General features: G+C 67.7%; 10 protein-coding genes. 5 read left to right on the top strand and 5 right to left on the bottom strand.

The features are described 5' to 3' along the window. Positions 1-70 precede the first annotated feature (70 nt). The 5 genes from ED208_RS10235 to ED208_RS10215 are packed head-to-tail and all read right to left on the bottom strand — an operon-like array spanning position 71 to position 6138. Entirely contained in the window at positions 71-871 is an 801-nt protein-coding gene (locus ED208_RS10235; protein ID WP_123211802.1) for an enoyl-CoA hydratase-related protein, read from the bottom strand. A gap of 3 nt (positions 872-874) precedes the next feature. Then, positions 875-2014 (bottom strand): acyl-CoA dehydrogenase family protein, encoded by a 1140-nt coding sequence (locus ED208_RS10230; RefSeq protein WP_123211801.1) that lies wholly within the window; start codon positions 2012-2014, stop codon positions 875-877. Between the two features lie 6 nt (positions 2015-2020). Beyond that, positions 2021-2716, bottom strand: a complete 696-nt coding sequence (locus ED208_RS10225) for an acetoacetate decarboxylase family protein (RefSeq protein WP_123211800.1) — start codon at positions 2714-2716, stop codon at positions 2021-2023. Positions 2717-2732: 16 nt separating this feature from the next. Further along, positions 2733-4895: a 3-hydroxyacyl-CoA dehydrogenase NAD-binding domain-containing protein gene (locus ED208_RS10220; protein WP_123211799.1), complete on the bottom strand. Its 2163-nt coding sequence runs from the start codon at positions 4893-4895 to the stop codon at positions 2733-2735. 34 nt (positions 4896-4929) lie between these two features. Continuing rightward, the gene (locus ED208_RS10215) at positions 4930-6138 is read right to left on the bottom strand and encodes an acetyl-CoA C-acetyltransferase (protein WP_123211798.1); all 1209 of its coding nucleotides are present in this window, start codon (positions 6136-6138) and stop codon (positions 4930-4932) included. 203 nt (positions 6139-6341) lie between these two features. On the opposite strand from ED208_RS10215, the gene ED208_RS10210 reads away from it, so the two are divergent. From ED208_RS10210 to ED208_RS10190, 5 genes are all read left to right on the top strand, one after another. Further along, positions 6342-7364, top strand: coding sequence for an AraC family transcriptional regulator (locus ED208_RS10210; protein WP_123211797.1), 1023 nt, complete (start codon positions 6342-6344; stop codon positions 7362-7364). Between the two features lie 320 nt (positions 7365-7684). After that, on the top strand, positions 7685-8071 hold the full coding sequence (locus ED208_RS10205) for a hypothetical protein (RefSeq protein WP_123211796.1): 387 nt from the start codon (positions 7685-7687) through the stop codon (positions 8069-8071). Between the two features lie 82 nt (positions 8072-8153). Further along, positions 8154-9410 (top strand): TolC family protein, encoded by a 1257-nt coding sequence (locus ED208_RS10200; RefSeq protein ID WP_123211795.1) that lies wholly within the window; start codon positions 8154-8156, stop codon positions 9408-9410. A gap of 10 nt (positions 9411-9420) precedes the next feature. Next, positions 9421-10467 (top strand): efflux RND transporter periplasmic adaptor subunit, encoded by a 1047-nt coding sequence (locus ED208_RS10195; RefSeq protein ID WP_123211794.1) that lies wholly within the window; start codon positions 9421-9423, stop codon positions 10465-10467. 41 nt (positions 10468-10508) lie between these two features. Beyond that, the gene (locus tag ED208_RS10190) at positions 10509-13661 is read left to right on the top strand and encodes an efflux RND transporter permease subunit (RefSeq protein WP_123211793.1); all 3153 of its coding nucleotides are present in this window, start codon (positions 10509-10511) and stop codon (positions 13659-13661) included. The last annotated feature ends 54 nt before the right edge of the window (positions 13662-13715 follow it).

Below are 13715 nucleotides of genomic sequence, written 5' to 3'. Positions count from 1 at the left end.
GCTACGTCTCGCGCCTCGCACTGCGCGGTTTTGACTCGCAACGCAGCGAGCAGGTAATTGATGACACACCCTAGCGCCCCTTGAAGTTGGGCTTGCGCTTCTGCACGAAGGCCATCGCGCCTTCCTGGAAGTCCAGCGAGCGCCCGCATTCGCGTTGCAGGTCGCTTTCCAGATCGAGCTGCTTGGCGAGGTCGTTGCCGGCGGCGGCGTGCACCGCGCGCTTGATGCGCTCGATGGCGATGGCCGGACCGTCGGCCAGACGGCGCGCCAGCGTCAGCACGCCGGGCAGCAGTTGCTCGTCGTCCATCACCTCCCAGATCAGGCCCCAGTCCCTGGCCTGCTCGGCGGGCAGGCGCTCGCCGAGCAGCGCCAGGCCCATCGCCCGTTGCTGGCCGAGGGCGCGCGGCAGGATCCAGGTGCCGCCGGCGTCCGGGATCAGGCCGATGTTGACGAAGGCTTGCAGGAAGTAGCTGGAGCGCGCGGCGATGGTGAGGTCGGCCATCAGCGCCAGATTGGCGCCGGCACCGGCCGCGACGCCGTTGACCGCCGCGATCACCGGCTTGGGCAGGCTGCGCATCTTCAGGATCAGCGGGTTGTAGTAGCGGTCCAGCGCGTAGCCGAGATCGAGCCGGCCCTGCACGTCCAGCGGCGGCTTGGCGGCGGTGGCAGCGAGATCGGCGCCGGTCGAGAAGCCCCGGCCCTCGCCGGTGAGCACGATCACCTTCACCGCCGGATCGGTGGCGGCCTGATCGAAGGCCTGGCCGAGTTCCTCCATCAGCGACAGCGTCATGGCGTTGAGCGCCTTCGGCCGGTTGAGCTTGAGGAGGGCGACGCGGTCTTCGACGCTGTAGAGGATGTCCTGGAAATTCATGATTCAGTCCAAGGTGGAACGGGCAATGATCTCTTTCATGATCTCCGAAGTGCCGGCCAGGATGCGGTGGATGCGCTCGTCCTGGTAGAGCCGGCAGATCGGATATTCCTCCATGTAGCCAGCGCCGCCGTGCTGCTGCACGCCCTCGTCGACCATGCGGCCGTTCAGCTCACTGCTGAGCAGCTTGGCGCGGGCGGCGTCCACCGGGTCGAGCTTGCCGAGGTTGTGCTGCTCAACGCAGCGGTCGACGTAGACCTGAGCAAAGTCCAGCTCGGCATCGAGGGCCGCCAACTTGAAGCGGGTGTTCTGCATCTTCGCCAGCGGCTTGCCGAAGACCTTGCGCTGCTTGACGAAGTCGCGGGTGAGATCGAGCGCGACCCGGGCGGCGGCGACATTGCCGACGGCCGCGATCAGGCGCTCTTCGGCCAGGCCCTTCATCAACTGGTAGAAGCCGGTGTGCGCCTGACCGAGCACATTGGCCTTGGGCACCTTCACGTCGCGGAAGAACAGCTCGGCGGTGTCCTGCGACTTCATGCCCATCTTCTTCAGCAGGCGACCGCGCTCGAAGCCCTCCATGCCGCGCTCGATCAGGAACAGGGTGACGCCGTGCGGATTGTCCGGCTGGGTGCGGGCAGCGACGATCACCAGGTCGGCGAGGATGCCGTTGGAGATGTAGGTCTTCGCCCCATTGAGCAGCCAGTGGTCGCCCTGGTCTTCGGCGCGGGTCTTCATGCCGGCCAGATCGGAGCCGGCGTCCGGCTCGGTCATCGCGATGGCCAGGATGGTTTCGCCGGAGATCAGCCCCGGGAAATAGCGCTGCTTCTGCGCCTCGCTGCCGAAGTGCTGGAGGTAGGGCGCGACCAGGCGGCTATGCAGGGTGACGAAGTAGCCGCTGTCGCCGTGGGCAGCGTTCTCCTCGATCAGGATCTGCTCGTAGCGGAAGTCCTTGAGCCCGAGGCCGCCGTACTTTTCGTCGGCCCACATGCACAGATAGCCCGCTTCGCCGGCCTTGAGAAAAGCCTCGCGGTCGACCATGCCGGCCTCGCGCCAGCGCTCCGAGTGCGGCCGGATCTGGGTCTGGAAGAACTTGCGCGCCGAGTCGCGGAACAGCTCCATCTCGGCTTCCAAAGGCTTGCGTTGCATGGTCGGTCAGGGAGTTGCGAGAGGGAGAATGCGCGCCACCGGAAACTGCATCCGGAACTGCGAGACGCCGACCGTCAGCACCGGCCGGGCGCGGGCGAGCAAAGGAAACTCCTCGGCATCGCTCCAGGCCCGGCGCAGGCTGGCCGGCCGCACGACGCCGCTGGCCGAGGGCGCGTAGATGAAGCTCTGCGAGCCGCAATGCTGGCCGAGGGTGCGCAGCCCGGCCGGAATCAGCCCGCCGGAGAACGGCAGCGGCAAGGGATAGCTCTTGAAATCCAGCTCGGCGAACAGGCGCCCGCCGCGCGAAACCTTGACCCGGTCCAGGCCATCGACCCCGTAGCGGACCTCGAACTCGGCGAGGTCCTTGGGGATGCCCCAGTTGGCGCGGCCGCTGACCACGCTGGCCGGCGAGGAGACGAAGATGCGGCTGATCGACAGGTGGCGCTGGCCGTCCTCGAACGGAAAGCTGCCGGGGATGAACAGCAGCTCGTGGTAGGGCCCGACCTCGGAGTGGCGGTAGTCGACGAACATCAGCCAGGCGTAGGGACTGCGGCTGCGCCGGCCGGCAAGGCTGCGCGGCAGAAAGCGGTCCTGCTGTTCGCCCTGGTCGTCGAAGCGCAGCAGACTGATGTAGCCACGCCCCTGCAACTGCCAGGGCGCGGGCGTGACCGGCAGGCCGGCGAGTTGGGGATCGTCGCGCATGCTCCTGGCCCTCCCTTCAGGCCGCCTGGGCGAGCGCGTAGAAGCGCTCACCGCCCGCCGCCCGCGCGAGCAGCCAGGGCGAGGGCGCGAAGCGCTCACCCCAGTCCTGCGCCAGTTGCTGGCACTGCGCAACGAAGTCCTTGGCGCCCAGGGTGTCGATGTACGACAGGGTGCCGCCGGTCCAGGCCGGATAGCCGATGCCGAGGATGGAGCCCAAGTCGGCGTCGATGGGATTCACCACCACGCCCTCCTCGAAGCAGCGCGCGGTTTCCAGCGCCATGATGCTCAGGAAGCGCTGCTTGAGCACCTCTACCTCCGGCTGCTCGGCCTTCACCGGGAAGGCCTGCGCCAGGCCGGGCCAGAGCTGTTTGCCGCCGCCTTCCGGGTAGTCGTAGAAACCGGCACCGAAACGGCGGCCCGGGCGCTTCAACTCATCGACCATCTTGTCGATCACCGGCCGACCGATGCGGCCCCGGTACTTGTCGTCCAGGCCGTCGGCGTCCTGCTGCTTGAAGATGCTCTGTTGCAGGCTCAGCGTCACCTCGTCGGACACCGCCAGCGGCCCGACCGGGAAGCCGGCGAGCTTGGCGGCGTTCTCGATCAGCGCCGGCGCAATGCCGTCGAGCAGCATGCGCAGGCCCTCCTGGGTGAAGGTGCCGAACACCCGGCTGGTAAAGAAGCCGGGGAAGTCGCGGACGATGATCGGCGTCTTCCTGATCTGGGCAACGTAGTCCAGCGCCTTGGCGATGGTCTCCTGGCTGGTTTCCTTGCCGACGATCAGCTCCACCAGCGGCATCTTCTCCACCGGCGAGAAGAAGTGGATGCCGATGAACTGCGCCGGCCGCTTCGAGGCCTGGGCGAGACCGGTGATCGGCAGCGTCGAGGTATTGGAGCCGAAGGTCGCGGTCGCGGGAATCACCGCCTCGGCCTTGGCGGTGACCTCGGCCTTCAGTTCACGCTTCTCGAACACCGCCTCGACGATCAGATCGCAGCCGGCAAGATCGGCGTAGTCGGCGGTGGGCCGGATGCGCGCCAGCAGGGTGTCGATCTTCTCCTGCGTGGTGCGGCCCTTGGCGAGATCCTTGCCCTGCAGGGCGGCGATGCCGGCCTTGCCCTTCTCGGCCTGTTCCAGGCTGGCGTCCAGCAGCACCACCTCGATGCCGGCCTGGGCGCTGACGTGGGCGACACCGGCGCCCATCATGCCGGCGCCGAGCACGCCCAGCTTCGCCACCTTGGACTTGGCCACGCCCTGCGGCCGGCTGGCGAGCTTTTCCGCCGCGCCCTTGTTCACGAACAGGGTGCGGATCAGATTGCGCGCCACCGCGCCGGCAAGCAGCTTGCCGAAGTACTTGCTCTCGATGCGCAGGCCGGTGTCGAACGGCAACTGGGTGCCCTCGTACACGCAGGACAGAATCGCCGGCGGCGCCGGGTAGTTGCCGTTGGTGTTGGCCGAGGTCAGGGCATTGCCGGCGATGAAGGTCTGGCTGGCGTGCGCGGCCATCGGGCCGGCGCCGCCGGGGATGCGGTAGTTCTTCTTGTCCCAGGGCTGTTCGGCGCTGGGCGTGGCCAGCAGCCATTCGCGCGCCTTGGCGACCACCTCGGCGGCCGGCGCGAGGGCGTGGACGATGCCGAGCTTGAGCGCTTCCGCCGGCTTCACCTGCTTGCCCTGCAACAGCAGCGGCAGGGCGTTGGGGATGCCGATCAGGCGCGGCAGGCGCTGGGTGCCGCCGGCGCCCGGCAGCAGGCCCACCTGCACTTCCGGCAGGCCGATCACGGTCTTGGCGTCGTCGGCCAGTACCCGGTAGTGGCAGGCCAGGCACAACTCCAGACCGCCGCCCAGGGCCAGGCCATTGATCGCCGCCGCATAGGGCTTGCCGCTGGTCTCCAGGCGCCGGAACAGGGCGGAGATTTCGGTCGAGGCCTTGGATGCCTCGACGGCGTCGATGCCGCGGTCGAAAGCGGTGACCAGATCCTTGAGGTCGGCCCCGGCGACGAAGGCGCCGGGCTTGCCGGAGGTGAGGATCGCGCCCTTGATCGCGGCATCGCCGGCGATGCGCTCCACCGCCTGCGCCAGCTCGGCGAGCAGCTCCGGAGTGAGCACGTTCATCGGCCGCCCGGTCACGGCGATGCTGAGCAGGGCGATGCCGTCGGCACCGAGTTCGAATTTCAAAGCAGTCATGGCGAAAGTCCTTCGGAGATTCAGTGGGGCGCGCTCAGACGCGCTCGATGATCGCGGCATTGCCCATGCCGGCGCCGACGCAAAGTGTGGCCAGCGCGGTGGCCTTGCCGGTCCGCTCCAGCTCGTCCAGGGCGGTGCCGAGGATCATTGCGCCGGTGGCGCCGAGCGGATGGCCCATGGCGATGGCGCCGCCGTTGACGTTGACCTTCTCGTGCGGCACGTCCAGGGCGCGCATGAAGCGCAGTACCACCGAGGCGAAGGCCTCGTTGACCTCGAACAGGTCGATGTCGCCGACCTTCATCCCGGCCAGCCTCAGCGCCTTTTCCGACACCGCTGCCGGGCCGGTGAGCATGATGCAGGGCTCGGAGCCGATCGCGGCGAAGCTGCGGATGCGGGCGCGCGGCTTCAGGCCCGCACGCTCGCCAAAGGCCTTGCTGCCGATCAGCACGCCGCAGGCGCCATCGACAATGCCGCTGGAATTGCCGCCGGTGTGCACATGGCGGATCGCCTCCACCTGCGGGTAGCGCTGTAGCGCCACCGCGTCGAAGCCACCCATCTGGCCGATCTGCTCGAAGGCCGGCTTGAGCTTGCCTAGATCGGCCAGCGTGGTGCCGGCGCGGATGTGCTCGTCGCGGTCCAGCACCACCTGGCCGAGGATGTCGCGCACCGGCTGGATCGACTTGCCAAAGCGGCCTTCCTGCCAGGCCTGCACGGCGCGGCGCTGGCTCTCCACCGCGTAGGCATCGACATCCTCGCGGCGGTAGCCGTCGAGGGTGGCGATCAGGTCGGCGCCGATGCCCTGCGGCACGAAGTGCACCTTCGGGGCCAGGCTCGGGTCGGTGGGCCAGGCGCCGCCGTCGGAGCCCATCGCCACCCGCGACATCGCCTCCACGCCGCCGCCGATGGCGGCCTCGGCCATGCCCGACATCACCCGCGCCGCCGCCAGGCTCACCGCCTCCAGGCCGGAGCCGCAGAAGCGGTTCACCTGCACGCCGGACACGGTCTCGGCATAGCCGGCGTTGAGCGCGATCAGGCGCGGCAGCACCGCGCCCTGCTCGGAGACCGGCGAGACGATGCCGAAGATCACGTCGTCCACGAGCGCGGTGTCGAGCCGGTTGCGCTCGCGCAAGCCGGCAAGTACCTGCGTGCCGAGTTGCAGCGGGGTGATCTCGTGCAGGGCACCGTCGGCGCGGCCCTTGCCGCGCGGGGTGCGGAGGTGGTCGTAGATATAGGCTTCGGTCATCGCGGTGGGCCGGTTGGTGGGAGCGCGGAAGAGGGAGTACCGATGCTGCCTGCGGCGCCCCGGCCTGCCCATGCGGAGGCAGGCCAGTCGGTTAATGTTTTAGGCCAAACACCGAGGCTGGATGGCCACCAGCAGACTGGCATGCCGGTTGGTGGACCGGTGAATAATGGCCAACTGTCGAACTGCCTCAAGGGGTAATCCCGATGTCCACCATGGAAGTGCGCCGCCCGGTATTGAGCGTGCAGTTGCTGACGCAGTTGGCCGCCGAGCGTGGCCTGGGCCTGGAGCACTGCCTGCGCGATACCGGCCTCGGCGCCGCAGCGCTGTCCGATCCGGCCACCGAGATCACGGCGACGCAGGAACTCCAGGTGGTCCGCAACCTCCTGGCCGGACTCGGTCAGGTGCCTGGGCTGGGGCTGGATGCCGGCCTGCGCTACCACCTCTCCAGCCACGGCATCTGGGGCTTCGCCCTGCTCAGCAGCCCGACCTTTCGCGGCGCCGCCGAGATCGCGGTGCGCTATCTGGATTTGAGCTACGCCCTGGTCCGCTACCGGCTGGAGAACCAGGGTGACGACCTGCTGATCGTGCTCGACGACAGCCAGTTGCCGGCCGATGTCCGGCAGTTCCTGGTCGAGCGTGATCTGGCCGCCTGGGCCAACGCCGCCTGGGAGATGCGCCCGGGCGGTTTTCCGGCCAAGAGCGCGCAGTTCCGCTTTGCCCGGCCCGACTACGGCTGGCGCTTCGAGAAGCTGATGGGCGTGCGCCCAAGCTATGGCGCCGCCAGCAACGCGGTGCTGCTGTCGGCCCGCGACCTCGACGCGCCGCTGCCGCAGGCCAACCCGCTGCTGGCGCGCATGTGCGAGGAGCAGTGCCGGCAACTGCTGGCGCGCCGACGGGTGCGCTCGGGTGTCGCCGGCCAGGTGCGCGACCGGCTGCTGCGCAGCCCCTCGGAAATGCCCTCGCTGGAAGCGGTCGCCAAGGAGCTGCTGCTGGCGCCGCGCAGCCTGCGCCGGCGTCTGGAGGAGGAAGGCACCAGCTTCCGCGCCCTGGTCGACGAGGTGCGCCAGACCCTGGCCGAGGAGTTGCTGCTGTCCGCACACATGAAGCTCGCCGAAATCGCCGAACGCCTGGGCTACACCGAGCCGGCCGCCTTCATCAGCGCCTTCAAGCGCTGGAAGGGCATGTCGCCCACCGCCTACCGGCAACAGCGCCAGCCGTCGGCCTGAGCCACCGCGCCACGGTCACCGCGCGCGGCCGGTCAACCGGGGCCATTTCGGGTCTCCCAGACTTCACGCGGATCGGGCGTGCTACCGCGTTCGCATCCAGCCCCCGCCACTACCTGCCAGGCAGGGCCTGATCAACCCGAGCAATGAGGGTTGCACGCGAGCAGCGCCCGCTTCCCCACCCCGGTCCCATGCGTATTACCTGCACGCACCCATAGCAGGCATCCGGCAGATCTGGACCTGTCGAAGACTCCAGCCAGTCGCCAGCGTACAGGCGACCAGCGGCCCCGCGATCCTGAGCAACTAACGATAGACTCCTGCTCATGCACAAGGGCGTCACATTCTGGGTCGTCTGCCTCTCCCTCGTCCTGACGAGGCTGGTGGGGCTGCACCTGCACGCCTGCGCCTGTATCGAGAAAGGTGTCAAAGGCACCGAGATCCATCTGGCCGACAACGGACTGATCTTCGGCGAAGACCACATCGACGATGACGGTCACGACCGCGAGATGGATCCGGCGGTCGCGATGGCGGTAAAGATCTTCACCGCCATCGACGACGTCGCCTTCCCGCTGCCCAGCGCGCCGCTGATGATCGTCAGCAGTGCGCCTGTCCCGGCTCTGGGTGCACGCGGACCACCCGCAGCCTTGCCGTCACGGCCGCAGCACTTCACGCCGCCCCTGCGCGGCCCTCCCGCGAACTCCCTGGTTTGACCCCGTAGAGCGACTGCTTTTGCAGGCGCTCCCGCCTGCCCGCAGGCGGCTTTGGCTGGTTAACTTTTCTGGGAGTTTCCCCATGTACCGCTTTCCCGCCGCCGGGCGCATCGCGCTCGCGGCCACGCTGGCTTTCAGCCTTCACCCCCTGGCGCAGGCCGAAGGGCCTGCCATTTCCTTGCGTGAGGCGCTGGACCGCACGCTGAAATCCAATCCCGATCTCGCTGCCTACCAGTACGTTCTCAAGGCACAGGACGGCCGGATCACGCAGGCGGGGTTGAAGCCCAACCCGACTTTCACCGCCGATCTGGAGAACGTCCTCGGCACCGGCGCCACGAAGGGCGTGGATGCCGCCGAGCTGACGCTGGGCCTCAGCCAACTGATCGAGCTGGACGGCCTCCGCGACAAGCGCGTTGCGAGCGCGCAGTGGGCTCGCGAAGGACTCGAAGTCGAAGGGCACATCGCGCGTCTCGACGCGGTGGCCGAGACGGCGCGCCGCTTCGTCAAACTAGTCGCTCAGCAGGAAGAGCATCGGCTGACGCACTTGGCGGTCGAACTGGCCGAGAAGACCTCGGCGGCGGTCGAACGTCGAGTCCAGGCCGCCAAGTCGCCCCTCGCGGAGCGGGACCGTGCCGCCGTCGCGCTGGAGCGTGCCCGCAGCGACGACGCCCACACCGAACATCAGCTCCTGGCATCCCGTTACGAGCTGGCAGCGTCCTGGGGCTCGGTGAGTCCTGACTTCACTGAAGCCGCCGCCGATCTCTACACCCTGCCTCCGGTCGAGGATTACCCGACCATGGTGGCGGCGCTGGCGAACACGCCGGATCTGAACCGCTATCTGAGCGCAGCCCGTCTGCGGGAGTCCGAGATCACACTGGCACTGGCGGCTCGCCGTCCCGGTATCGAAGTCGGTGTTGGCCTGCGTCGTCTGCAGGCCGATGACGACACCGCCCTGGTGTTCTCAGTCGGCGCTCCCCTGGCACTGAAGAACCGCAACCAAGGTCTGGTGCAGGAAGCTCAGGCCCTGCGCGACGGCGCCAATGCCCAGCGCACGGCCGCGATGGTGAAGGCGCGGGCACAGCTCTTCGGCAATCACCGCGAGCTACTCGACCGTCAGCGCCAGATCACGGCGCTGCGCGAGCGCGCACTGCCTCGCATGGAGGCCGCCCTCGCGAACACCGAATACGCCTACGAGCGTGGTCGCTACAGCTACCTCGAACTGGTGGATGCCCAGCGCGAACTCCTCGCCGTGCGCCGCGAGCTGATCGAAGCGGCCCAGCAGTACTACCTGACCCTGATCGAGATCGAACGGCTCACCGGCTCTGCCGTCAGCCGCTAAAGGAACCCCCATGAACTCCAAAAACTCTTTCCTGGCAGCTGCCGCCCTGCTGTCCCTCTCGCTCGCCGCCTGCGGCGACCGGGAAACACCGCGCCCGGCACCGCCGACTGACGAGGCCGGCCACGCTCACGATGAATCGAAAGGACGCGATGAGAACGAGCGGCACGACAAGTCCGAAGCGCACACGGAAGCTGATCGCCATGAGTCCGGCGGTGAGCAAGGCCACTCCCAAGAAGGTGGCCATGCCGAGGCGCTCAAGCTCACCCCGGAAGCCCAGAAGTTCGCGGGCCTGAACATCGCTCCAGCCGGCCCGGCGAACCTGACCGAGACGATTTCGCTCTACGGAACGGTGAAGCCGAACGCCGAGCGCATGCGCAGCGTCGCCGCTCGCTTCCCGGGCGTGGTTCGCAGCGTGAACGTCAAGGTCGGCGACTCGGTTCGCCAGGGCGCCAACCTGGCCAGCGTCGAGAGCAACGAGAGCCTACAGGTCTACAACGTGCCCAGCCCCTTGGGCGGCGTGGTGACCGAACGCCTCACCAATCCCGGCGAGCAGGCGGAAGGCCAGCCGCTGTTCACGGTGGCCGATCTCAGCACGGTCTGGGTCGAGCTCTCGCTGTTCCCGCGAGACCGCAGCCGGATCCGCGCCGGTCAGCGGGTGCAGGTGAAGGCGGAAGGTGGGCTGATCGGCAGCGGAGAAATCGTCTTCGTGTCGCCGCTGTCGACCAGTGCAACACAGAGCCTGGCAGCGCGCGTGCTGCTCGACAACCGGGACGGTATCTGGACTCCCGGCTTGTATGTCCAGGGCGAGGTGGCCGTGGCCGAGTCCTCGGTCCCGCTGGCGGTGCCGGCCTCGGCGCTGCAGGAACTGGAGAGCGGCCTCTCGGTGTTCGTGCAGGACGCGCACGGCTTCGAACCGCGCGCCGTGAAGACGGGCCGCAACGACGGTCGCAAGGTCGAGATTCTGGAGGGGCTGAAGGCCGGCGAGTCGGTGGTCAGTGACGGCAGCTTCGTGCTGAAGGCGGAGCTCGGCAAAGGCGAGGCCGAACATGGCCACTGATCGCTACCGCCACGCCGCTCCCGGATTCGGAGAACACTGCCATGATTGAAGCGATCCTGCGCTTCGCCATCACCCGCAGTGGTGTGGTGATGACGCTGATGCTCGCGCTGGTCGCGCTGGGCATCTACAACTACCAACGCCTGCCCATCGACGCGGTGCCGGACATCACCAATGTCCAGGTCCAGATCAACACCCAGGCCGCCGGCTACACCCCGCTGGAGGTGGAGCAGCGCATCACCGTGCCGATCGAGACCTCCATCACCGGCTTGCCCGGCCTGGAATACCGTCGCTCGCTGTCGCGCTACGGCCTCTCCCAGGTGACGGTTGTCTTCAAGGACGGCACCGACATCTACTTCGCGCGGCAGCTCGTCAACGAGCGTTTGCAGCAGGCCCGGAGTCGCCTGCCCGATAACGTCGAACCCGCGATGGGGCCGATTGCTACCGGTCTCGGCGAAATCTTCCTCTACACCGTCGAGGCCGATTCCGAGGCCCGTCAAGCCGACGGCAGGCCTTACGACGCGATGGCGCTGCGCAGCCTGCAGGACTGGGTGATCCGCCCGCAGTTGCTGCAGGTGCCTGGCGTTACCGAGGTGAACAGCATCGGTGGCTACGCCAAGCAGTTCCACGTGCAGCCAGACCCGGCACGCCTGCTCGCCTACGGCCTGAGGTTTGAAGACGTCGCTCAAGCCGTCGAACGCAACAACGCCAACCAGGGCGCGGGCTATCTGGAGCGCAACCAGGAGCAGCTGCTGGTCCGCATTCCCGGCCAGGTCACCGGTATCGACGATCTGCGCCGTCTGGTGGTCGCCACCCGCGAGGGTGTGCCGATCACGGTGAACGATGTCGCCGAGGTTGGACTAGGCAAGGAACTGCGCACCGGTGCCGCCACGCGCGACGGACACGAGACGGTGCTCGGCACCGCCGTGATGCTGGTCGGCGAGAACAGCCGCACGGTCGCCAAAGCGGTCGCCGAGCAGCTCGTGAAGGTCAACGACTCGCTGCCCAAGGGCGTGAAGGCGGTCACCGCGTACGACCGCACCGTGCTGGTCGACAAGGCCATCGCCACGGTCCAGAAGAACCTGCTGGAAGGCGCGCTGCTCGTGGTGGTGATCCTGTTCCTGCTGCTGGGCAACCTGCGGGCGGCCCTGCTGACCGCGACGGTCATCCCGCTGGCGATGCTGATGACCATCACGGGCATGGTCGAGACCAAGGTGTCCGCCAACCTGATGAGTCTGGGTGCGCTGGACTTCGGCCTGATCGTCGATGGTGCGGTGATCATCGTGGAGAACTGCCTGCGTCGCCTCTCCGAGCAGAGCGAGGAGCAGGGCAGCTTGAGCCTCAAGGCGCGGATGGAGACCGTCTATGAATCCACCGCCGAGGTGATCCACCCCAGCCTGTTCGGCGTCTTCATCATCACTGCGGTGTATCTGCCGATCTTTGCGCTCGAAGGTGTGGAAGGAAAGATGTTCCACCCGATGGCGCAGACCGTGGTGATGGCGCTGGCCGCCGCCTTGTTCCTGTCAGTCACCTTCGTCCCTGCCGGCGTGGCGTTGCTGTTCCGTGGTCCGGTCAAGGAAAAGCACAACCTCGTTCTGGAAACGGCGCGGCGCGGCTATGAGCCGCTGCTGCGCTGGGCGCTCAAGCTGCGCGCTGCCCTCCTTGCGGGAGCGCTTGTCCTGGTGCTGGCCTGCGGATGGCTGGCGACCCGCCTGGGCAGCGAGTTTGTACCTAGCCTCAACGAAGGCGACATCGCCGCTCAGGCGCTGCGCATCCCAGCCACGGGTCTGAGTCAGTCGGTGGAGTTCCAGAAGCAGATCGAACTGCGCCTGATGCAGTTCCCGGAGGTGAAGACGGCCTTCGCGCGCACTGGCACCGCCGAGGTCGCCACCGACCCGATGCCGCAGAACATCTCGGACGGCTACATCATGCTCAAGCCGCAGAGCGAATGGCCGGATCCGAAGAAGCTGAAGTCCGATCTCGCGGTCGAGATCCAGGAGGCCCTGGAGCAGCTCCCCGGCAACGCCTATGAACTCAGCCAGCCGATCCAGCTCCGCTTCAACGAGCTGATCTCCGGTGTCCGCTCTGACTTCGCCGTAAAGCTCTACGGCGACGACCTCGAGCGGATGCTGGCTACCGGCAACAAGCTGGCCGCCGCGTTGCGCAGCGTTAAGGGCTCCGCCGACGTGAAGGTCGAGCAGGTGAGTGGTCTGCCGGTGCTGTCGGTGCTACCGCGTCGCGAAGCTCTCGCGCGCTATGGCTTGGCGATCTCGGACGTGCAGGGCGTGGTCTCGACGGCGATTGGTGGTCGCGAGTCGGGCCAGGTCTTCGAGGGCGACGCCCGCTACGACATCGTCGTGCGCCTGCCGGAAGCCCGCCGTGACGACCTGCGCGCTCTGGAGCGCCTGCCCATCCCGTTGCCCGGCGGTGGTCAGGTGCCCCTGGGCGAGATCGCGGAGCTGAGCATCGCTCCGGGGCCGAACCAGGTCAGCCGTGAGAACGGCAAGCGGCGCATCGTCATCACCGCCAACGTCCGTGGCCGCGACCTGGGCGGCTTTGTCACCGACGCTCAGGAAGCGATCCGGCAGGTGTCGGTGCCGGCCGGCTACTGGCTCGACTACGGCGGCACTTTCGAGCAGTTGCAGTCGGCGTCGAAGCGGCTGTCGATTGTGGTGCCGGTGACCCTGGCGCTGATCCTCGGACTGCTGGTGCTCGCCTTCGGCAACTTCCGCGACGCGCTGGTGATCTTCAGCGGCGTGCCGCTGGCGTTGACCGGTGGGGTGTTGGCGCTCTGGGTGCGGGACATTCCGTTCTCGATCAGTGCCGGCGTCGGCTTCATCGCGCTGTCCGGCGTGGCCGTGCTCAACGGCCTGGTCATGGTCAGCTTCATCAAGTCGCTGCGCGAGGACGGAATGGGCATGGACGACGCCATCATCCAGGGTGCACTGACGCGACTGCGTCCGGTGCTGATGACCGCGCTGGTCGCGAGCCTGGGCTTCGTGCCGATGGCGCTCAACACCGGCACCGGTGCCGAGGTCCAGCGTCCGCTGGCCACGGTGGTCATCGGCGGAATCATCTCCTCGACCTTGCTGACGCTGCTGGTGCTGCCGGGGCTGTACCGCCTGGCTCACCGCCGCGAGGCCGAAGAGCAAACACCTCAGGACACGAGGCTGAACTCCCAAGCCAGCACGCCCTAAGGCTGGCTGCCTGGGTCTTTGACCTGGAAAGGAGACGGACATGGCTCATCTCAA

Origin of the sequence: Stagnimonas aquatica, from assembly GCF_003730135.1 — a bacterium.
Taxonomy (GTDB): Bacteria; Pseudomonadota; Gammaproteobacteria; order Nevskiales; family Nevskiaceae; genus Stagnimonas; species Stagnimonas aquatica.
The sequence above is the reverse complement of the archived record's forward strand: the minus strand, read 5'-3'. Positions and strand labels throughout refer to the sequence as shown.